This window comes from Glutamicibacter bergerei (assembly GCF_054495185.1).
The window spans coordinates 1,079,888-1,100,149 of the sequence record NZ_CM137131.1; the positions used below are offsets into that span (position 1 = coordinate 1,079,888).

Below are 20,262 nucleotides of genomic sequence, written 5' to 3' on the forward strand. Positions count from 1 at the left end.
GAGGGAACGCGAATTTATCGTTGTCGCAAAACTCATTGGGTGGCCAACCTCATGGGCGGAGGGAGCATTGAGGTCTTTTCTATTTGCGCGCGCCAGATAGCATTGTTTTATGAGCGCTTTGCACCCAGAATCAGAACCCGCCCGACACCTGCCAGGCCACATTGCAGCGGCCTTGGCGCAGGCCGGGAATCACGCTGACTCTGCGGGCCAAAGCTGGGATGGTCGCGATCTAAGTGGCGAAGAAAACCCCCTGCACAAATTTGATAAGGACGATGGATCTGCCGACGCTGGAGTGGTCCAAGCTCTGGCCGAACTGCGTGCTGGCACCGGAGATGAAGCGGGGGTCCATCGCGCGCTTTCCCAGGCGCGGATCTTCGTAGCTGTGGTCGCGCAACTGGGTGAGGAAGCGATGACCGAGCACGGTTTCGCCGCCGACAAGGAAGCGGATATGGCCTTGGTGAAAATTAAGGCACCCGATGGCCGCATGGCCTTACCAGTGTTCACTACCGTTGAACGCCTGCAAGCATGGCACGATCAGGCCCGACCGGTTGCGGTGTATGCCCCGCGCGCGGCCCTGTCCGCGGTCAGCGAGGAAGCCCAGCTATTAGTGCTCGATCCAGGCAGCGACTTCACCTTTGTGCTGCGCCGCCCGGGGATGTGGACGCTGGCTAAACAGGTTGACTGGACCCCGAGTTATTTGAATGAGCAGGTGGCCAAGCTGGTCGAAGAAGCTACCACCGGACACCAGAAATTACGGACGGTGAAGCTTGCTCCGGGCCGCGGAGTCGGTTCGCGTGACCAGCTAGGCGCCCCAGTTCTAGGTGGGGGAGCCGGGCCGGAGCTGAATTTGCAGTTCGTGTTTGCCGCCGGCACTCCGGAGGCCGAAGCCCGGCACATCACCCAAAACATTCATGGGCTACTAGCCCAAAACCCAGAATTCGCCGAAGCGGTAGATTCGATCGAAGTGAGCTTGCACAGCGCACCCAACTAATAGAGAAGGAAAAGCCCGGGTATGAAACGGTATTGGCAGATTCTGCGGCAACCGCAGATCTCCTCGCTACTGGTCATCGGAATGATTGCCCGACTTCCGCATTCGGCGCTGAGCATGCTCTTGCTTTTGCATCTGGTCACAAACCTCGATCAGAGTTGGGTATCTGCCGGTCTGGTCACCGCACTTATGACCTTGGGTATCGCAATTGGCGCACCGTGGCGTGGGGCCCGCGTTGATGCGTGGGGTCTACGCCGGGCGCTGATCCCGTCAATTTTTGTCGAAACCCTCGTCTGGTGCACGGTGCCCCACGTTGCACTGGAATGGGTATACCCTCTGGCATTCATTGGCGGTCTGTTTTCCTTACCGGTGTTCTCCGTGGTGCGCACGGCGCTGGGCATCATGACCACCGGAGACCAACGCCGCACGGCTTTTGCGCTCGATGCCACCGGAACCGAACTAGTCTTCATCGTCGGACCGGCCTCCGCAGGAATCGTCGCCACGCAGATCAGCAGCACCATCGGACTGAGCGTCATCGGAATCACCGCCTCGCTCGCTGGCCTCGCGCTCATCATCTTGAACCCACCCACACGCAGCGATGATCCGAAAGCGGTCGCGATGCGTGCCAACGTGCATGAGGAACGTCTCGGCGCGGAAGCCAGCTTCATTGCCGCTGCACCGGTTGGCGTAGCCGAGGTGGAAGGCGAACTGATTACCGCCGGGTGGAAATCCGCGCGCGCCAGAATTAAGAGCCGAGGCCGAGCCTTTAAGGGCAGGTTTAACTGGATTAGCGCCTCGGTGCTTGCGGTCTTCATCGCCGCCGGCGGTGCCGGAGCGCTACTCACCGGCACCGAAGTGGGTATCGTCGCGGAGCTTGAAGCCCAATCACGCTCCGGAGACCTAGGAATCGTGTTCCTCTTCTGGTGCGGGTCCTCGCTCATTGGCGGGTTGCTTTATGGAGCGATGAATCGTTCGATCTCCCCGCTGATGCTGCTCCTGGCCATGGCCATACTCACCGTGCCCATGTACTTCGCCACCGACACCTGGTCCCTGGCCCTACTGTCACTGGCCCCCGGATTCCTCTGTGCCCCAACACTCTCGGCGGCCTCCGAATGGCTCACCGATCTGGTCGCGGAAAAACGCCGCGGCGAGGCGATGGGTTGGTACGGTTCGGCGATGACCACCGGCACCGCTCTCGGTTCACCGCTGACTGGAATCTTCGTTGACACCCTTGGCCCGGCGCAAGCCTTCATCGGCATCGGTGCGTTGGCGGTGTTCATCGTGATCATTGCGCTGATCGCCCAACAGATTCGCCGCCGTGTACGCCGCGCCCGTCGCCGCAGGTTGGAAGCCATCGGATAGCTCCGCGATGCCCGGCATTCGTTCCCGCGCGCTTCTCGCGCAGCGATTTCACCTCAGTAGTGGGCTAAAGAACAATGGACTCGCTTCCCAAAGGGAAGCGAGTCCATGACGTTAATCTCTTAAATTTTGTGTAATAAAGGCTAGTTGACCGGACCGGTGTACTTTTCGCCCGGGCCCTTACCTGGCTGGTCGGGGATCAACGAGGCTTCGCGGAAGGCTAGCTGCAAGCTACGCAAACCATCACGCAAAGGAGCTGCATGCTGCGAGCCAATCTCCGGTGCGCCGGCGGTGACTAGGCCAGCTAGCGCCGTAATTAGTTTGCGAGCTTCATCAAGATCCTTCAGCTCATTGGCATCTTCGCCCTCTGCCAGTCCACATTTGACCGCTGCTGCGCTCATTAGGTGGACCGCTGCGGTGGTGACGATTTCTACTGCTGGAACTTCGGCGATGTCGCGCATCTGCTGTGCGACGGCTTCCTGCTGCGAGTTGGTGTCTTCGGTACTCATACTGCTAAGCTTGTCATAGACCGACTCAATACAGGTACTTGAGAGCGTCCGGTATCCGGATGATGTCCACAAGAGATCAGTGTTGAGCCATGCAAGTGGAGGCCAACTCCCACCCGCTGTAGCCGTTGAGGCTTCCGGGTCATTCGGCAGGATGCCTCGCGGTATCCCGAAATAGTTTTGCGATGAGATTCGTTTAACTATTATGTCGTCTATGTTTTGGCCTTCGCCTGCACCTCGCAGACGGAGGCCTTCTTTGTTTGCGAGTAAGTGACTTACGAAAATCAGGAGTGACACATCAGCGATCCACGCATTAATGAGCGCATTCGCGTGCCAGAGGTACGTCTCGTCGGACCCAATGGTGAGCAAGTAGGAATTGTCCGTATTGAGGACGCACTCCGTCTAGCTGTCGAGTCCGATCTGGACTTGGTTGAGGTCGCACCGACCGCCAAGCCTCCTGTATGCAAGCTGATGGACTTCGGCAAGTTTAAGTACGAAGCTGCAGTCAAGGCTCGTGAAGCTCGTAAGAACCAGACCAACACGATCCTGAAGGAAGTTCGCTTCCGTCTGAAGATCGATACTCACGACTACGAGACCAAGGTCGGCCACGCACTACGCTTCTTAGGCGCAGGCGACAAGGTTAAGGCCATGATCCAGTTCCGCGGTCGTGAACAGCAGCGTCCAGAAATGGGCATTCGCTTGCTCGAAAAATTTGCAGCAGACGTCGCTGAGGTAGGACTTGTAGAGTCCACGCCTCGCATCGATGGCCGAAACATGGTCATGGTGGTAGGTCCGCTGAAGAACAAGGCAGAAGCTCGCCGCGAACAGCAGCAACAGCAGAAGTCCGGTGGCCGGGATAGCACGAAGCGCAAGATCCGCACCGACGCCCCAGATGAAACCGAGGGTCAGAACGTCGCAGCTGCGATGGACGACGATGCTCGTGCCAAGCTGGAGCAGGCTCGCAACGTAGCTGAAGACGAAGCTTAGCCCAAGTCTGTTGGGCCTTCGGGCCCGTCATCGGAAACGATGAAGGAGCTTCCTTGAGAAGTTCCAACTATCAAGAGAACAGCAGCGGTCACCTTGCCAAGAGGGTCCGCTTCGGATGATCCCCACAGATCTAACGATTTATGTGGAGCACGTTAGGAGAACGGCAGCTATGCCGAAGTTCAAGACTCACAGTGGCGCCAAGAAGCGCTTCAAGCTGACTGGTAGCGGCAAGCTCAAGCGCCAGCAGGCTAACCGTCGTCACTACCTGGAGCACAAGTCCTCGCGCGTTACTCGCCGCCTGGCTTCTGACCAGTTGGTCGCTAAGGCCGATGTTAAGACCATCAAGCGGATGTTGGGCATCTAAGCTCTCCCTTTTCGCAATTCGGGGAAGCACCACCCCAACAACCATAGATTTCACTTTCATCGGGTAAGCCCGGTGGGAGGAACTGACTTGAAGGAGTACACACGTGGCACGTGTGAAGCGGGCAGTAAACGCCCATAAGAAGCGTCGCGTCGTTCTGGAACGCGCAAAGGGTTACCGCGGTCAGCGTTCGCGCCTGTACCGTAAGGCCAAGGAGCAGTTGCTCCACTCGTACGTTTACAGCTTCAATGACCGTCGCAAGCGCAAGGGTGACTTCCGTCGCCTGTGGATCCAGCGTATCAACGCTGCATCCCGCGCTAACGGTCTGACCTACAACCGCTTGATCCAGGGCCTGAAGGCCGCTGAGGTCGAGGTTGACCGTCGTATGCTTTCCGAGCTTGCTGTTTCGGATTCGAACGCTTTCGCTACCTTGGTTAAGGTTGCTAAGGACGCTCTTCCAGCAGACGTCAACGCACCACGTAACGCTGAAGTAGCAGTTGCTCCAAAGGCAGCTAAGGCTCCTAAGGCTGCTGCACCAGCAGCTAAGTCCGTCGAAGGCGAAGGCGTAGTCAAGGCCGTTGAGGGCGAAGACGCACCAGAAGGCTTCGTCATCAAGGGCAACGCCGGTTCGAACAAGTACCACGTTCCAGGTTCCACCTGGTACGAGCAGACCGAAGCCGAGTTCTGGTTCAACTCGACCGACGCTGCTAAGGCTGCAGGCTTCGAGCCAGCTGGTGGAGAATCCCGCCAGCAGATGAAGTAAATCCGTTTCTCCCTTTGAGCTAAGCCTCAGGTAGGACAGATCACACCGAAGGGTGGGCACCGCACATAGTGCGGAGCCCACCCTTCGGTGTTTCTACCGGTATTCTCGTTATATGACCAGCTTCTCCAATGATGTGATGTCCAATCCACGCGCCGACCGAGTGAAGGCAGTAGCCCGGCTAGCCCACCGTAAGGGGCGGGAAGCAACCGGCGAATTCCTCGCCGAAGGTCCGCAAGCTGTGCGCGAAGCACTGCTCGCCCACCAAAGTAACGACCAGCTGGTTCAAGAGGTCTACGTGGTGCCCGGATTCTTGGAAAGTCATGAGGAATTTTCGACTTTGCTCGAGGCGGGCAACATCCACACCTTCTTTGTCACTGGCGATGTCATTTCCGCCATGGCAGACACAAAGAACCCTCAGGGTATCCTCGCCGTCGTTGCCATGTCCCAGCCGCAGCTTTTCGAAGTACTGGCCACCAAACCGAAATTGATCGCCGTGCTGTGCCGCATTCAGGATCCGGGTAATGCCGGCACCATCTTGCGCGCCGCCGATGCCGCCGGAGCCGACGCGGTGATTATCACCAAGGACAGCGTCGATATCTATAATCCCAAAGCCGTCCGCTCCACCGCCGGCTCACTCTTCCACCTGCCAGTGCTCAGCGACGTAGACCTCGCACAGGTTGTGGCTGATATTAATAGTGCCGAAGTTTCCTTCCAAATTTTGTCGGCCGATGGCTATGCCGAACACAACCTGGACACGCTGCAAGATAGCGCAGTATTACGCGCTGGTGCACTGGAGTCCGTGAGCGCAGAAGAGCCAGCACTGGAACGACCCACGATCTGGCTTTTCGGCAATGAGGGCCAGGGCTTGAGCGAACAAGAGAAGGCGCTGGCACAGTTCAACGTCGCGGTACCGCTCTACGGGGTGGCCGAATCACTGAACGTGAGCACCGCCGCGACGGTGTGCCTCTACGCGTCGGCTCGCGCCCAGCGATAGGTGTCGCCCGATGCAGCTCAAACAAATCGTCGCGGTAGCGATCATCGACAGTTTTGAATCACCCACCAAGATGTTGGCAGCCCGTCGTAATCGTCCGGTTGAACTGGCCGGGCTCTGGGAATTTCCCGGTGGCAAGGTCGAACCGGGGGAATCGCAGATCGATGCGGTACACCGCGAACTGCGTGAGGAACTTGGCGTACAGCTGAATCTCGGCGCAGAAATCATCGGGCCGCATGCCCAGGGCTGGGTGCTCAATGAGCGGGCAGCAATGCGCGTCTGGTTCGCCACGATCAGCGAGGGAACGCCCGACACGCTCGATGGACACGACCAATTGGCCTGGCTAGGCCTCGATGATTCCTTGGGCACAGTAGTGCCGTGGATCGAGGCCGACGCCCCGATTGTGACTGCCTGTCTGGCCCAAGCTCATGCGGGGTCTACCTGCTCAACCGCGTAAGCTGGTCATAGTGCCTGGAATCGGCAACCCGTAACCAACCCACAAAATTTTTAGGAGTAATCCGAGTGAAGAGACTTCTTGGCGTTCTCGCGCTGGTCTTTACCGCAATGCTGGCCCTATCCGGCTGCGTCAACATGAACGCTGAGGTCAACGTGACCGGTGCCGATCAGGCTACCGGTGCATTGCAGCTCACCACTCATCAGGAAAACCTGCAGGGCCAGAAATTCGAGGACGTGCTGGCTACGCAGATGAACACCGACGAGCTGGATAACATTCTGGGCGGACAGTGGAGCTACACCACCATCGACGATGGGGAAAACGTCGGTCTGCGCTTTGAAACCATCGGCAAGATGAACTTTGTCCAGCTACAGGACGCCTTTATGCTCTTCGGCTTCCCAATTACCCTGTCCGATCAGGACGGCGAATTCGGATTCTCGATGCCAGGCGCAGGTGAAGTCGCGGTCAACGAACAGTTCACCGAGGCAAACTTGCAGGTCAGCTTCCCGGGTAAGGTGCTCACCCACTCCGCCGGCGAGGTTGATCACCACACCGTCACCTTCGACATGATTGCCGGTGCAAACGAGTACAAGGCTACCGGGGCAGCAAACTACACGATGTTCTACTCGTTAGTTTTTGGTGGCGCTCTACTGGTGCTAGCAATGATCCTCGTTTTCGCATTTGCACCGAAGTCAGCCAAGGATTCAGCCGCTCACTAAGGGAACCGTTAGCTTCTTCACTGCCTGGGCCCGTCATCGTTGAAACGTTGACGGGCCTTAGCTAATAGAATAGGGACTAATAGTTCCACGAGATAAGAGAAGGATCGATCGATCCCATGTCTGATCAGACAATCCAAGAGGCAACGGAAGCGGAGCTCAACGCACCGCATCCGACAGATGAAGCAGGCATCAACGCCGCGGTTCAAGCTGCACTGGCAGCCATCGAATCCGCTGGCGACCTGACTGAACTAAAAGATGCACGACTCGCCCACACCGGCGAGAAGTCCGCGCTGTCGCTGGCCAACCGCCAGATCGGCAAGCTGGACAAGTCCGAGAAGGCGGTGGCCGGCAAGCTCGTCGGTGGCGCCCGCGGACGCGTGAACAAGGCGTTGGCCGCCCGCACGGTAGTGCTTGAAGAGGCCGAGGCCGCGCGCATCTTGGAAGAAGAGACCGTCGACGTCACCGCGGCTCCGCGCCGTCGCCGCGTCGGTGCTCGCCACCCACTGTCGGTATTGCAGGACCGCGTGTCCGACATCTTTGTCGGCATGGGCTGGGAAATCGCCGAAGGCCCCGAGGTCGAATCCGAGTGGTTCAACTTCGACGCACTGAACTTTAAGCCGGACCACCCGGCCCGCGAAATGCAGGACACCTTCTTCATCGAGCCGGCCGACGCGCACCTGGTGCTGCGTACCCACACCTCCCCGGTGCAGGTGCGTTCGATGCTGCAGCGTGAGGTTCCGGTCTACGTGCTCTGCCCGGGCCGTACCTTCCGCACCGATGAGCTGGACGCCACTCACACCCCGGTCTTCCACCAGTTTGAGGGTCTCGCCGTGGATAAGGGCCTGACCATGGCCGATCTGCGCGGCACACTGGAGCACTTCGCCCGCCAGATGTTCGGCAAAGATGCACAGATCCGTCTGCGCCCGGCCTACTTCCCGTTCACCGAGCCAAGCGCCGAGCTGGACATCTGGCACCCCGGTGCCAAGGGCGGCCCGCGCTGGATCGAGTGGGGTGGCTGCGGCATGATCAACCCGAACGTGCTGCGCGCCGCCGGGATCGACCCGGAAGAATACTCCGGATTCGCCTTCGGCATGGGCATCGAGCGCACACTGATGTTCCGCAACGACGTTCCCGACATGCACGACATGATCGAGGGCGACATTCGTTTCAGCCAGCACTTCGGGATGGAGATTTAAGTTATGCGTATTCCACTTTCATGGCTGCGCGAATACACGCAGCTTCCGGCCGATGCGAGCGCCGAAGACTTGATGGCCGATCTGGTGAAGGTCGGTTTGGAAGAAGAGGACGTGCACCGTCCCTCCGACACGCTCTCGGGCCCGATCGTCGTCGGTCAGGTGCTCTCGTTGGTGAAGGAAGAACAAACCAACGGCAAAACCATCAACTGGTGCCAGGTTCGCGTGGTGCCCGAAGGTACCGAGCAGACGCTGACCGGTAAGGGCATCGAACCGGGCGGCGTGCAGGGCATCATCTGCGGCGCACACAACTTCGTGGAGGGTGACAAGGTTGTTGTCACCCTGCCCGGCGCCGTGCTGCCAGGGGACTTTAAGATCACCCCGCGCAAAACCTACGGACATGTTTCTGCCGGCATGATCGCCTCCTCCCGCGAGCTGGGCATCGGCGAAGACCACGACGGCATCATGGTGCTCTCCAACTACGGACTAGACCCAGAAGTGGGCACCGACGTCTTTGAGCTTTTCGGACTGAACGATCAGGCCGCGGAGATCAACGTGACCCCGGACCGCGGCTACTGCTTCTCGATCCGCGGCGTAGCCCGCGAATACGCGCTGGCCACCGGCACCTCCTTCACCGATCCGGCAACCACCATTTCCGTCACCGAGGCAACCGAAGCCGGACACCAGGTCATCCTGTCCGACGACGCACCCATCTACGACGTGCCCGGTTGCACGCGTTTTGTCACTCGCGAAGTCACCGGCATCAACCCATCGCTGCCCACCCCACGCTGGATGGCCTCGCGCCTGCAGCTGGCAGGCATGCGCTCGATCTCGCTGGTTGTCGACATCTCCAACTACGTGATGCTCGAGCTTGGCGCACCACTGCACTTCTACGATGCGGACAAGCTCACCGGTGCGATCACCGTGCGTCGTGCGGCCGCCGGAGAAAAGCTCACCACGCTCGATGAAAAGAGCCGCGAGCTGTCGGTTGAGGACCTGCTGATTACCGACGAGTCAGGCGCTATTGGTATTGCTGGCGTCATGGGTGGCGCGGCGACCGAGGTCGGTCAGTCCACCAGCACCGTGCTGATCGAGGCTGCACACTTCGACGCAGTGTCCGTCGGACGATCCCGTCGCCGCCACAAGCTGCCTTCGGAGGCCTCCAAGCGTTTTGAGCGTGGGGTTGACCCACACATCATGGACATCGCCGCGCAGCGTGCGGTGAATCTGCTCGTTGAGCTGGCCGGTGGTACCGAGACCAGCAAGGTCACCGACGCAGGCGTTGTTCCGGCAGACACCCAGATCCAGTTGCCAGCCGGTTTCGCCGGGGCACTGATCGGCGTGGAGTACACCGACGAGCAGACCATTACCGCGCTGCAGGGAATTGGTGCAACCGTCGCGCAAAACGCCGAGGGCTTTTTGGTTAGCGCACCAAGCTGGCGCCCGGACCTAGAGATCAAGGAAGACCTGGTCGAGGAAGTAGCCCGCGTGGTTGGCTACGACCAGATCCCGGCCACCTTGCCGGTGGCCCCACCAGGGCGCGGCCTGACCCGGACCCAGTCCCAGCGCCGGCGCCTCTTGCAGGGCCTGGCCGATGCTGGCCTGACCGAGGTCTTGACCTACCCGTTCGTTTCCGAAGCGCAGAACAACATGTTCGGCACTCCGGAAGCTGGCGCCACGGTGAAGGCCGTGTCGCTGGCCAACCCGATCTCCAAGGAATTCCGTTTCCTGCGAACCAGCCTGCTGCCGGGTCTGCTGGACACCGCACGACGCAATATCGGCCGTGGCTTCCGCGATCTGGCCTTGTACGAGGGCGGTCTGGTGTTCCTGCCAGACGATCAGCTCGGTTCGGCGTTCCTCCCTCCGCTGGGCGTTAAGCCAAGCGATGAGGTGCTAGCGGACCTGTGCAACGGTGTCCCCAACCAGCCATGGCAGCTAGCCGCGGTCTTCACCGGCCACGAGGCTTCGGCCGCCGCCGGGTTCGCGCCGCGTGCCTGGGACTGGGCCGACGCACTGGATGCCGCAGGCACCGTCGCGGACATCCTTGGTGTTGACCTGGAGGTTGCTCAGGGCGATCATCAGGCCTTCCACCCGGGCCGCGCCGCCACACTGAAGGTTGCTGGCGAAGTGGTTGGCTACGCCGGCGAGCTGCACCCGGCGCTGCTCAAGGACGCCGATCTGCCGCCGCGCACCGTGGCAATGGAGCTGAACGCTGCTGCACTGATGGCTGCCGCTCCGCAGGTGGTCGTGGCGCAGTCACTGTCCACCCAGCCGCTGGCTACCCAGGATGTTGCCTTGGTCGTTGATCAACACGTTGTTGCCGGTCACGTGCTTGACACCCTGCGCGAGGGTGCCGGCGCACTGCTCGAAGACATCACCTTGTTTGATGTGTATCAGGGCAAGGGCATCGAAGAGGGCAAGAAGTCGTTGGCCTTCGGTTTGCGTTTCCGCGCCGCGGACCGCACGCTGACCGCCGATGAAGCCTCCGAGGCGCGGGCCGCCGCGGTAGCTCTGGCCACCGAGAAGTTCGGCGCCACCCAGCGCTAAACAATGCCAATCGGCGCTTCGCGTCGGGCAACCAACACCCCGAGGTATCTGCAATCACGCGGAATACCCCGGGGCGTTGGTTTTGTCCTGCATGCATCTGCCAGCGCCTGCAGGCGCGCGGTAGAATTAAGCTCCACACAACTTACCTCGGGGGCATTGCCATGGGTTCACGGATCGCCGCGCGACTTGGCGCGGTGCTGCTTATTGTGGTGCTTGGAGCCCTCGCGGTAGCGGTGGCGGTGTTCTTGGCGATGGGCGCGGTAAATCTAATCCAGCGCGGCGCCGGCACACATCTGGAAGAGCCGCCGACCCCGAGCGTGGAATTCAGCGAACCGCCCGCGGACCCGCTGCCCGGGCGCCCGAGCGGACCCTAGCAGCGAGCGCAAAACCATGATCGTGGAACACGCTATCCTGCCGGTGCGCTGGAAGCAGGCGCTGCACCATTTTTCCGATCCTTGTCCGCTGGTAGAACACTTTATCCCGGTGTTCGACTCCGAACTAGGCTCCACAGCAGGACCTTGGCCTCACCGCGCTCACGTTGGTTTGTTGTACTGTTCCGGTTCGTAGCCGATGAGCCAGTGCACCCCAAAACGGTCACGCACCTGCCCGTCGCTGGCGCCCCATGGTTTGCGCGCCAGCGGATCAAGTACCGTGCCGCCCTCGGCGAGCTGGTCGAACCAAGTGTGCAGTATTTCGGGTGCCGCCGTGCCCAGCAGGCTGAGCATTAACCCTTGTGTGGACACCGCTTCTTCGCTCGGTGCGGCATCGGCCGCGTACAGGGTGAGCCTCCCGCGCAGCATGCCGTGGGCGATGTACTCGCCAGGCCCGTCGGTGCGCGCAAATTCTGCATAGCTAAAGAGCGCGAGCGTTCCGCCAAAAATATGTTGGTAGTGTTCCAACGCGTGGGCGGCGGTGCCCGGAAAAAGGATGTAGGGCGCGGGCGCTGTCGCCGGTCGCGCCTCGGATTGTGATGTCTTTGGTTCCGCCATGTTTTTTCCTCCAGAATTCGCGCACCGCTTCGAGGTAGCGTCGCCAGAGGTCAGGCCGTCCCAGGGGCAACGCCGGAGCGTATCGGTTGCCCCAGCGTAGTGCCGGGCGCCACCGAGCTGCAAGAGAGGCGAGTGGCGTGAAGGGCAGGACTAGAACTCTTCGCCGTGGCTGATGACCTTCGCAGCCCGCCCGACGATCTGCGGATCGGGGGTGCCGACCAGCGCGTGGTCCTTACCCTTGTACTCGAAGCGGCTCAGCACGTGGCGCATGGCCTGCAGCCGGGCACGCTTCTTGTCGTTGGACTTCACTACCGTCCATGGGGCATGCTCGGTGTCGGTCTTCAGGAACATCTGTTTTTTCGCGGCCGTGTAGTCATCCCACTTGTCCAGCGAGGCCAGATCCATGGGGGAGAGCTTCCACTGGCGCACCGGGTCGATGCGGCGAATGAGGAAGCGGGTGAACTGTTCGGCGGCGGAGACGGAGAACCAGAATTTCACCAGGTCGATGCCCTCCTCCACCAGCAGCCGCTCGAAGTGCGGGGTCTGCTCCAAAAAGTGCTCGACCTGATTTTCGCTGCAGAACCCCATCGCGCGCTCCACCCCGGCACGGTTATACCAGGACCTGTCGAAGAGCACGATCTCCCCGGCGGCCGGAAAGTGTTCGATGTAGCGCTGGTAATACCACTGGGTGGATTCGCGCTCGGTCGGCTTTTCCAGGGCGACGACGCGTGCCCCACGCGGGTTCAGGTGTTCGGTGAAGCGCTTGATCGTGCCGCCTTTGCCGGCCGCGTCGCGTCCCTCGAAGACGATCATCAGCCGTCGATCGTGCGCCTTGAGCCACTTTTGCAGCTTGAGCAGTTCGATCTGTAGCGCACGCTTCTGCGTATCGTAGGCCGCCCGCTCCATTTTGGCGTCGTAGGGGTAGTCCTCGCGCCAGGTGTCCACGATGGAGCCGTCCGCGCGCACCAGCACCGGGTCATCGTCGTCGTTGTCCAGCACGTGGTAGCCGCGAAATGCATCTTCAAGCAGGGGGAGTTCAACCGTCATGACTCCAGTGTATTTTTGCCAGGTGAACACCTCATGAACAATTGGCTAACCGTTCATTGACTTAGGCGTTTATGACGTATAGCCTACGCCACGTGGCACCCGTGGTGGGAGGTGCGCTAGCGCGGGAAGGCCGGCAATGCCTGTTCGTAGAGCCAGGGCTCCAACAGCGCGGCGACATCAAGCGTGCCTGGCGCGAACCCTTGGGCGTGCGCGAGGAACGCGGCGGTGTCCACATGCCCATGGGCGTGGGTGGCGACCCATTCCTTGAGCATCGCGTAGAAGGCTTCGGCGCCCACTTCGCCCAGCAGCGCGAACAACGCCAGCGCGCCGCGTTTGTATACCCGGTCATCGAACATCAGCTCGGGCCCCGGGGCGCCGATAACCAGGTCCTGCGCGGACTGCTCGAGCTTTTCCCAAGCCGCTCGGGCCCGATCGGCCAGCGAGAGCAGCCCGGCAGACTCGGAATACAACCATTCGCTGAAGCAGGCGAATCCCTCATGCAACCAGATGTCTGTCCAACGTTTTAAGGTCAGCGAATTACCCCACCATTGGTGCGAAAATTCGTGCGCGATCAGCCGTTGTGCCTCCCAGTCAAGGGATAGGTGGTTGCGCCCAAAAATGCTCAGCCCGGCGGCCTCTAACGGGATTTCCAGCTCGTCGTCGACCACCACAATCTTGTAGCTGGCATACGGGTAGGGGCCAAAATGCCGTTCAAAAACCTCGGCCATCTCGCCCTGCTTGGCAAAGGCGCCACGCACCGCCAAATCCATGCCGGGCACCGCGTAGGCCAGCAGGTGGCCTTCGGTATCAAACGGGATTTCGCTGTAGCGTCCGATCTGCACGGTCGCCATGTAGCTGGCGATCGGTTCACGCTGTTCGTAGACCCAGGTGTCCGCGCTCGCGGCCCGGGAGTAGCTGACCTGTTCGCCATTGGCCACCGCCCGGTAGCCGGCATCGGTGGTGATCGAAAAACGGTAGCTGGACTTGTGGCTGGGATGATCGTTGCAGGGGAACCAGGTGGCCGCCCCGGTGGGTTGACCAGAAATCAGCACCCCGTCGGTTAGTTCCTCCCAGCCGACCTCTCCCCACATCCCGTTATCCACCCCCGGGTTTCCGGCATAACGCAGCGCCAGTTCCACCTGTTCGCCGGCGGGCAGCATTGCGGGCAGCTTCACCTCGATACGGTGGTGTCTTTTGGTGGCCGCAAGCTTTTTGCCCTGGCAGGTGGCCTTAAGCACGCGCAACCCATGCAGGTTTAGCCGCACCACATCGAGGTCGACCAGTGCGCGGATGTGCAACACGGCCTTGCCTTCGAGCAGGTTGCTGGCCAGCTTGCACTTGAGCTCCAGGTCATAGTGCTCCACGGTGTACTGCTCGGAACCGTGGTGTTTGGTGTAGTCATCTAGCTGCTGCGGCATGCGGTGCGGTCCTCTAGGCTTTCACGGGCTGATCGGTGGTGATGTTCCAGCGTACCGCCGGATTGCCACGCCAGTAGGTATTGGCCGGCAGTCGTTCACCGCGCAGGATCAGCGAGGCCGGCCCTGCGGTGGTGCCCTCGGAAATAACCGCGGCGGGCAGGATCACGCTATGCGGGCCAAGCGTACCGCCGGCACCCAGGGTGACCGTGTCGATGGACATGATGCGGTCGTGGAAGAGGTGGGTTTGCAACACACAGCCGCGGTTCACCGTGGCGTGATCCTCCAAGGTGACCAGGTCCGCCTCGGGGAACCAGTAACTTTCGCACCATACCCCATGCCCGATCTTGGCGCCCTGGGCACGCAGGAACCAGACCAGCGCCGGGGTGCCGGAGGCCAGGCGCGCAAACCACTGGGCGCAGACCAGTTCGACAAATGAGTCAACCATTTCGGTGCGCCAGATGAACGAGCTCCACAGTGTGTGCTCGCCCGGGCGGATCACCCCGACCACCAGCCATTTGGCGGCCAGCGCGGTCAGTGCGGCCACCGCTCCGGCCACCACCAGCACCGCTCCGGAGAGCAGCGCCGCGGTAAGCGGGTTCACGTGGGTGGCCAGCGCGGACAGCGCCCACAACACACCGCCGGCGATGCCCACGGTGGTGAATACGGCCAGAGCGCGGGTCAGCTCCCACAGCGCGCGCATGACTTTTAGCTTCATCGGCGGCTGATAGGTGCGCTCAGATTCGGCGTCCACGGTGGTGCGGCGCAGCTTATGTGGGGGAGAACCGATCCAGGAGGTGCCGGCCTTCATCTTGCGTGGGGTGGCCGAAAGCACCGCGATCAGCGAGCGCTTAGGCACTCGTCGCCCGGCATGCAAGATGCCGGAGTTACCCAGGAAGGCTTTTTTGCCCACACGCACCGGGGCGATGTGCATCCATCCGCCGCCCAGCTCATAGGAGGCGACCATGGTGTCATCGGCCAGAAACGCGCCCGAGGCGATGGTAGTCATCTTCGGGATCAGCAGCACCGTGGAAATCTCCACATCGCGTCCGACCTTCGCACCGAGCAACCGCAACCATACCGGGGTGAACAATGAAGCGTAGAGCGGGAAGAGCACATCGCGGGCGGTATCCAGCACGCGTTCGGTCGCCCACGCCTGCCAACCGACCCTGGAGGTCACCGGGTGCCAGCCCTCGACGAGACCGATGGACAGCAACCGCACCTCGATAACGATCAGCGCCATCATGGACAGGAACCACACCAGGGCGGCCAGCAACACCGCCGGAATGAATTTCCAGCCGATCGACGTCAGCGAATCTTCGGCACGCAGCAACGGAGTGACCGCCAACACGGCCAAAACCACCGGCAACCACTGCAAGAGGTTCAGCAACACCGAACCGAGAGCACCCAGCACGCGCGGAAGGAGGCGATACGAAGGAATTTGCTCGGGCCAGCGTGGTTTGGCGCGTCCCTCGCGGGCGGCCGGGGATCCTGCATAGCGCGAGTTCTCGCGGGTTTCACCGTAGATGGCGGAGCCGGCTTCCACGATGGTGTGCGGTGCAACCACGGCGCCGGGAACCAGGGTGGTGCGGGCGCCGACGGAGGCGAAGTCTCCGACGCTCACGTGGCCCACATGTACCTTGTCACCGTCGATCCAGTAGCCGGAGACGTCGACCTCGGGTTCCAAGGTGGCGCCCGGTCCGACGGTCAGCATTCCGGTGACCGGCGGCAGGGTGTGCATGGTGGCGGTTTTGTCGATATCCGCACCGAGCATGCGGGCATACCAAGGCAACAGTGGCGCGCTGGCCAGGGAAATCGGGTCCACCACGTCGGAAATGTGCTGTGCCAGCCACAGACGCAGGTGCATCGAGCCCGAACGCTGATAGGTTCCCGGTGTCAGGCCGCGCAGCAAGAGCTTGCTGGCCACGATCGACAGGCACATGCGCCCGGCCGGGGTGACGAAGATCAGCCAGGAGGCCAGAATCGAGTACCACGGGATCGGCAACTGGGCTTCGAGAATTCCCACGCTGAGCAGGAACCAATGCCCGAGCATCAGGTAGGTGAACCAGCGCAAGCCGGAAAGGATGAACAACGGCACCGCGAGCAGAGTCTGGGTGATTTGGGTGATGCGCCGAGTGCGCTTGACGATGCGAGGTTCGATGACCTCGTCGTTGATCTGCTGCCCGCCGAGGTATTCCACCAACGCGCCAAAGCGGGGGTAGTCGTAAAGTTCGGCAACCGTCAGGTCCGGGTAGCGAGAGCGTAGCGCGGAGACCAATTGGGCCGCCGAGAGCGAGCCGCCGCCGGAACCGAAGAAGTCGGCGTCCGCGCTGGACACCGGCGCGCCCAACGCGCCCTGCCACGCGTCGGCCACAAACTGCCCGGTCTCGTCTAGCCCGTGTAGTTCCTCTTCGCTCTGCTCCCCGGCGCCTGCCAACGGCCAAGGCAAGGCATTGCGGTCCACCTTGCCACTGGTTTTCATCGGCATGGTGTCCACCAGGGTTAACAGCGGCACCATCGCCGCCGGTAAATCTTCGAGCAGTGCGGTGCGTGCCGCGCTCAGATCGTAATCTGCGGCTGCGGCGAGATAACCGACCAGCATCTTGTTGCCGGTATTGGTTTCGCGCACCGCCACCGCGGCGTTGGACACGCCTTCGAGCGAAGCCAGTGCGGCGTCGATTTCGCCCAGTTCAATGCGCCGCCCGCCGATTTTCACCTGGTCATCCACGCGCCCGATGAACACCAACCCCAGCGGGTCGTTGATCACCATGTCGCCCGAGCGGTAGGCGCGGTCCCAGCCCAAGGTGGGCATCGGCGCATACTTTTCCGCTTCTTTTTCCGGATCCAGATAGCGGGCCAGGCCCACGCCGCCGATGATCAGTTCACCGGATTCCCCCTCGGACACCGGGATACCTTCGGGGTCCACTACTGCTAGATCCCAGCCGGCTAGCGGCAGGCCGATACGCACCGGCAAACTGCCGTCCATGGTGGCGCCGCAGGCCACCACGGTGGCTTCGGTCGGACCGTAGGTGTTCCACAGTTCGCGGCTGTCGGTGGCCAGGCGTGCGGCAAGTTCCGGCGGGCAGGCCTCCCCGCCGAAGATCAGCAGACGTACCGAATCCAGCGCTTGGGCCGGCCAGAGCGCGGCCAGAGTGGGCACGGTGGATACCGCGGTGATCGAACGGGAGATCAGCCAGGGGCCCAGATCCATGCCGCTGCGGACCAGGGCACGCGGGGCCGGGACCAGGCAGGAGCCGTTGCGCCAGGCGATCCACATTTCCTCGCAGGATGCGTCGAAGGCCACCGACAGTCCGGCAAGTACCCGGTCGCTGGTGTTCAGCGGGTCGGCGGGCAAAAACATTTGCGCCTCGGCGTCGACAAAGGCGGCCGCGGAGCGGTGCGTGACGGCAACACCCTTGGGTTTGCCGGTGGACCCGGAGGTGAAGATGATCCACGCGTCGTCGCCAAGGCGTGGGGCGCGTGGGTTGGGGAAGGGGGTCGCACGCAGCGGGTCGATCACGGTGAGCTGATCGGTGCCGGAGATGAAACCGGCCACCTGGGCCTCGTCAAACACGGTTTTGGCGCGCTCGTCGGGATCGTCGGCATCCACCGGAACGTAGGCGGCACCCACCCAGAGGATCGCCAAGATCCACTCGTAGAGCGCGGCGGTCCCGGAGGTGACACGCACGCCAATCCGGTCCCCGGCGCCGAGGCCCGACTGATGCAGGCGTAGCGCTTTGGTCTTAACCTCTTCGATCAGCTCGGCGTAACTTTCGATGTGTGAGCCGTCGTCAATGGCCGGCGCGTCGGGATGGGCCTGCGCGGTGGCCTGCAAGATCTCGATCAGCGTGCGTGGCTCGGGGGCCAGCGAACCGGCCGGAAACTGCGCCGGGTAGATCGTCGAATTCTCGGGGGTGGAACTATCTACGGAGTCCATAAGCGGGCGGATCCGTCCCTTCGGTACGGGTGGGGTGCACCAGTGGGCTGCGAGTTCGTGGGGGAGACGGGTTCGCATGAAAAAGGGGTATGGATCCTGGAGGGGATCGGACGTTGCGACGTCCTGCACCTATTAAAGCCCCTCAAAACGGTCACGGGGAAGCTTTGGGTGCTTTTGGTCGTATGGATCACATCAACAATTTCGCTGCTCGGACACATAACGGGCGGCCAAATTCTCGCCGTTTGAGGCCGTGCCCCGTCCATCGTGGGGATGCGCGCAAGCGCAGCCACCGAGTAGGCTGGGTGATAAGCGCATCGATCGGAATAAATCTCGACACCCCCTCTGGAGGAATTTTCCATGCATCAGCCCCAGTCAACAGGCCTGAGCAGCGTTGCGGTGGCGGCGCGTCGCACCGTGGCTGCCGGATTTGCCGCCACGTTGCTGATGGCCAGCGTGATCCCCGGGGCTTATGCCGTCGCAGCTGAGCCGGACACGCTCGAATCGATCACCGTTGATGACACCGCAAACGTGCTCAACGAAGACAAACTGCGCGACGCAATCGAAGGCCTGGACTTTAACGAGCCGACCAAGGTGGCCGTGTATACGCGCAACGGAGAGTATTCCGATGACATCAACACGAAAACCCTAGATTTTGCGCGCAGCAGCCACAGCGAATGGATTTCGGATAAGCCCGAAGACTACGGGGATTACTGGGCCGATGGCTACTTCATCATCACCTTGTCGGTGGAAGGCCAAGGCGACGGGCAGGTCGGCACCTACTTCGGTGAGGATCGTAAAGTCTCCGAGGGGCAAATGGGTTCCATTCACGAGGCCGGGTACGAGGATTTTAACGCCGGACGCTGGTCCGACGGGGTGATCGCGGTGGCCGAGCGCGGGTCCAAAATCATGAATCGCCCCTGGTATCAGCATCCGGCACTGGGATGGACCGTGGGACTTGGCGGACTCGGAGCGCTGGGCACGGTGGGGATCACCGCCGCGGTGCGCGCACACAATCGCAAACGTTTTGGCCAAGCGCTGGGTGAGGGCACCGAACACCTGACCCGGGTCACGCTGGACTTGGATGCCACCGAACTTGCAGCGAGCACGCTCCCGGCCGACGCCGCGCACGCAACCGTGCTCGCTAGCCGCTTCGCCAACTTCAGCGCCGACTACCGTGTGGTGTTCAGTGAGCGCCAGGAGTTGGAGGCAACGACTAAAAAGCTGCGGTCACGCAGTGTTGGAGTGCTTCGGGCTAAGGATTTTTTGTCCACCGCACAAACTCTGGATTTGACCGACGACGCGATCATTGATGCCGCATCCCTCTATACCCGCGATGCCAACTGGGAAGCGGCCTGGCGCAGGCAGATCGCCCCGCTACTTGAAGACCTCAACGCGTTGCCCGAACTGACAGAAAATTCTACTGACGCCGCGGAAGGCGGCGACGAAGAGGTTCGAGCCAGCGTGGCCGCGTTGAATTCCTTCGCGGCTCAAGCCCGCAATCAGTTGCAACGTCTGGGCGACGAGCTGAAAAGTGAAAGCATCGAGGTTGATGATGCGCTTGATGCTCTCTCAGATTTGCGCGTGCAACTGACCGAAAAACTTGATGCTTTGGCCAACGCACAAATCGTGACCTATGCGAAGAGTCCGGAAGAGGAAGAAGAAATGCGCACGGAGCTAAAGCGCTCACGCTATGACGCAACAAATCAAAGGCCGCGCGCTGTCGGCACAATTTTGGACGTCAGCTACCCGGCCGCGATGTACTGGTCCGTGGGTTCCTACAGCACCGGCTACAGCCAAGCGGTCAGCTCGGTGGATAGCTCACGCTCATCGGGTGGGTCTTCGGGTGTTTCCCAGGGCTACTCCGGTGGAGGTAGTTTCTCCGGCGCCGGAGGCTCCTCGCACTTCTAATGTTGCGCCGCAACTACTGAAACTCACGGCGAAGGCCTGCCACCAAAATCGGTGACAGGCCTTCGCTACGTAGTGCTACGCGGTGCCTTCGCGCGCGG

17 protein-coding genes are annotated in these 20,262 nt (G+C 61.4%); 12 read left to right on the forward strand and 5 right to left on the reverse strand.

Features of this window, described 5'->3' with window-relative positions:
* Window positions 1-109 precede the first annotated feature (109 nt).
* Together ACX5K5_RS05025 and ACX5K5_RS05030 are read left to right on the forward strand one after the other, a co-directional pair.
* On the forward strand, window positions 110-991 hold the full coding sequence (locus ACX5K5_RS05025; protein ID WP_346059829.1) for an SseB family protein: 882 nt from the start codon (window positions 110-112) through the stop codon (window positions 989-991).
* Window positions 992-1,012: 21 nt separating this feature from the next.
* Complete coding sequence (locus ACX5K5_RS05030; RefSeq protein WP_459175121.1) at window positions 1,013-2,350, forward strand: MFS transporter; 1,338 nt, start codon at window positions 1,013-1,015, stop codon at window positions 2,348-2,350.
* A 140-nt stretch (window positions 2,351-2,490) separates the two neighbouring features.
* Here the strand turns inward: ACX5K5_RS05030 and ACX5K5_RS05035 are convergent, their stop codons facing one another.
* On the reverse strand, window positions 2,491-2,856 hold the full coding sequence (locus tag ACX5K5_RS05035) for a DUF1844 domain-containing protein (RefSeq protein ID WP_096254475.1): 366 nt from the start codon (window positions 2,854-2,856) through the stop codon (window positions 2,491-2,493).
* Between the two features lie 327 nt (window positions 2,857-3,183).
* On the opposite strand from ACX5K5_RS05035, the gene infC reads away from it, so the two are divergent.
* The 9 genes from infC (at window position 3,184) to ACX5K5_RS05080 (ending at window position 11,242) form a co-directional block, all read left to right on the forward strand.
* Entirely contained in the window at window positions 3,184-3,840 is a 657-nt protein-coding gene (gene infC / locus ACX5K5_RS05040) for a translation initiation factor IF-3 (RefSeq protein WP_459175122.1), read from the forward strand.
* 169 nt (window positions 3,841-4,009) lie between these two features.
* Window positions 4,010-4,204 (forward strand): 50S ribosomal protein L35, encoded by a 195-nt coding sequence (gene rpmI / locus ACX5K5_RS05045; protein ID WP_096254473.1) that lies wholly within the window; start codon window positions 4,010-4,012, stop codon window positions 4,202-4,204.
* A 103-nt stretch (window positions 4,205-4,307) separates the two neighbouring features.
* Entirely contained in the window at window positions 4,308-4,964 is a 657-nt protein-coding gene (rplT, locus tag ACX5K5_RS05050; protein ID WP_096254472.1) for a 50S ribosomal protein L20, sunset domain variant, read from the forward strand.
* A 112-nt stretch (window positions 4,965-5,076) separates the two neighbouring features.
* Complete coding sequence (locus ACX5K5_RS05055) at window positions 5,077-5,958, forward strand: TrmH family RNA methyltransferase (RefSeq protein ID WP_096254471.1); 882 nt, start codon at window positions 5,077-5,079, stop codon at window positions 5,956-5,958.
* A gap of 10 nt (window positions 5,959-5,968) precedes the next feature.
* Window positions 5,969-6,412: a (deoxy)nucleoside triphosphate pyrophosphohydrolase gene (locus ACX5K5_RS05060; RefSeq protein ID WP_096254470.1), complete on the forward strand. Its 444-nt coding sequence runs from the start codon at window positions 5,969-5,971 to the stop codon at window positions 6,410-6,412.
* A 65-nt stretch (window positions 6,413-6,477) separates the two neighbouring features.
* Entirely contained in the window at window positions 6,478-7,128 is a 651-nt protein-coding gene (locus tag ACX5K5_RS05065) for an LppM family (lipo)protein (protein WP_096254469.1), read from the forward strand.
* Between the two features lie 116 nt (window positions 7,129-7,244).
* Window positions 7,245-8,324: a phenylalanine--tRNA ligase subunit alpha gene (locus ACX5K5_RS05070; RefSeq protein ID WP_096254468.1), complete on the forward strand. Its 1,080-nt coding sequence runs from the start codon at window positions 7,245-7,247 to the stop codon at window positions 8,322-8,324.
* Window positions 8,325-8,327: 3 nt separating this feature from the next.
* Window positions 8,328-10,868, forward strand: a complete 2,541-nt coding sequence (gene pheT / locus ACX5K5_RS05075) for a phenylalanine--tRNA ligase subunit beta (RefSeq protein WP_459175123.1) — start codon at window positions 8,328-8,330, stop codon at window positions 10,866-10,868.
* A 161-nt stretch (window positions 10,869-11,029) separates the two neighbouring features.
* The gene (locus tag ACX5K5_RS05080; protein WP_188684839.1) at window positions 11,030-11,242 is read left to right on the forward strand and encodes a hypothetical protein; all 213 of its coding nucleotides are present in this window, start codon (window positions 11,030-11,032) and stop codon (window positions 11,240-11,242) included.
* Window positions 11,243-11,401: 159 nt separating this feature from the next.
* On the opposite strand, the gene ACX5K5_RS05085 is transcribed toward ACX5K5_RS05080, so the two are convergent.
* From ACX5K5_RS05085 to ACX5K5_RS05100, 4 genes are all read right to left on the reverse strand, one after another.
* On the reverse strand, window positions 11,402-11,857 hold the full coding sequence (locus tag ACX5K5_RS05085; RefSeq protein ID WP_346059833.1) for a VOC family protein: 456 nt from the start codon (window positions 11,855-11,857) through the stop codon (window positions 11,402-11,404).
* 150 nt (window positions 11,858-12,007) lie between these two features.
* Window positions 12,008-12,904 carry a polyphosphate kinase 2 gene (gene ppk2 / locus ACX5K5_RS05090; protein WP_096254535.1) on the reverse strand — a complete coding sequence of 299 codons (897 nt, stop codon included), beginning with the start codon at window positions 12,902-12,904 and terminating at the stop codon, window positions 12,008-12,010.
* Window positions 12,905-13,020: 116 nt separating this feature from the next.
* Window positions 13,021-14,322, reverse strand: a complete 1,302-nt coding sequence (locus tag ACX5K5_RS05095; protein WP_188684841.1) for a M1 family metallopeptidase — start codon at window positions 14,320-14,322, stop codon at window positions 13,021-13,023.
* A 13-nt stretch (window positions 14,323-14,335) separates the two neighbouring features.
* A complete protein-coding gene (locus ACX5K5_RS05100) occupies window positions 14,336-18,256 on the reverse strand; it encodes a Pls/PosA family non-ribosomal peptide synthetase (protein WP_443450088.1) in 3,921 nt (1,306 codons plus the stop codon).
* Between the two features lie 357 nt (window positions 18,257-18,613).
* Between ACX5K5_RS05100 and ACX5K5_RS05105 the strand changes: the two genes are divergently transcribed.
* Window positions 18,614-20,164 carry a DUF5129 domain-containing protein gene (locus ACX5K5_RS05105; RefSeq protein WP_459175124.1) on the forward strand — a complete coding sequence of 517 codons (1,551 nt, stop codon included), beginning with the start codon at window positions 18,614-18,616 and terminating at the stop codon, window positions 20,162-20,164.
* Window positions 20,165-20,262 lie beyond the last annotated feature (98 nt).

Bases quoted from the DNA above. Each gene is read 5' to 3' on its own strand.
- ACX5K5_RS05085 (WP_346059833.1), bottom strand. From the start codon at position 11,857: ATGGCGGAACCAAAGACATCACAATCCGAGGCGCGACCGGCGACAGCG.
- ppk2 (WP_096254535.1), bottom strand. From the start codon at position 12,904: ATGACGGTTGAACTCCCCCTGCTTGAAGATGCATTTCGCGGCTACCAC.
- ACX5K5_RS05030 (WP_459175121.1), top strand. From the start codon at position 1,013: ATGAAACGGTATTGGCAGATTCTGCGGCAACCGCAGATCTCCTCGCTA.
- ACX5K5_RS05105 (WP_459175124.1), top strand. From the start codon at position 18,614: ATGCATCAGCCCCAGTCAACAGGCCTGAGCAGCGTTGCGGTGGCGGCG.
- ACX5K5_RS05060 (WP_096254470.1), top strand. From the start codon at position 5,969: ATGCAGCTCAAACAAATCGTCGCGGTAGCGATCATCGACAGTTTTGAA.
- ACX5K5_RS05100 (WP_443450088.1), bottom strand. From the start codon at position 18,256: ATGGACTCCGTAGATAGTTCCACCCCCGAGAATTCGACGATCTACCCG.
- ACX5K5_RS05055 (WP_096254471.1), top strand. From the start codon at position 5,077: ATGACCAGCTTCTCCAATGATGTGATGTCCAATCCACGCGCCGACCGA.
- ACX5K5_RS05095 (WP_188684841.1), bottom strand. From the start codon at position 14,322: ATGCCGCAGCAGCTAGATGACTACACCAAACACCACGGTTCCGAGCAG.
- ACX5K5_RS05025 (WP_346059829.1), top strand. From the start codon at position 110: ATGAGCGCTTTGCACCCAGAATCAGAACCCGCCCGACACCTGCCAGGC.
- ACX5K5_RS05080 (WP_188684839.1), top strand. From the start codon at position 11,030: ATGGGTTCACGGATCGCCGCGCGACTTGGCGCGGTGCTGCTTATTGTG.
- ACX5K5_RS05035 (WP_096254475.1), bottom strand. From the start codon at position 2,856: ATGAGTACCGAAGACACCAACTCGCAGCAGGAAGCCGTCGCACAGCAG.
- rpmI (WP_096254473.1), top strand. From the start codon at position 4,010: ATGCCGAAGTTCAAGACTCACAGTGGCGCCAAGAAGCGCTTCAAGCTG.
- ACX5K5_RS05070 (WP_096254468.1), top strand. From the start codon at position 7,245: ATGTCTGATCAGACAATCCAAGAGGCAACGGAAGCGGAGCTCAACGCA.
- pheT (WP_459175123.1), top strand. From the start codon at position 8,328: ATGCGTATTCCACTTTCATGGCTGCGCGAATACACGCAGCTTCCGGCC.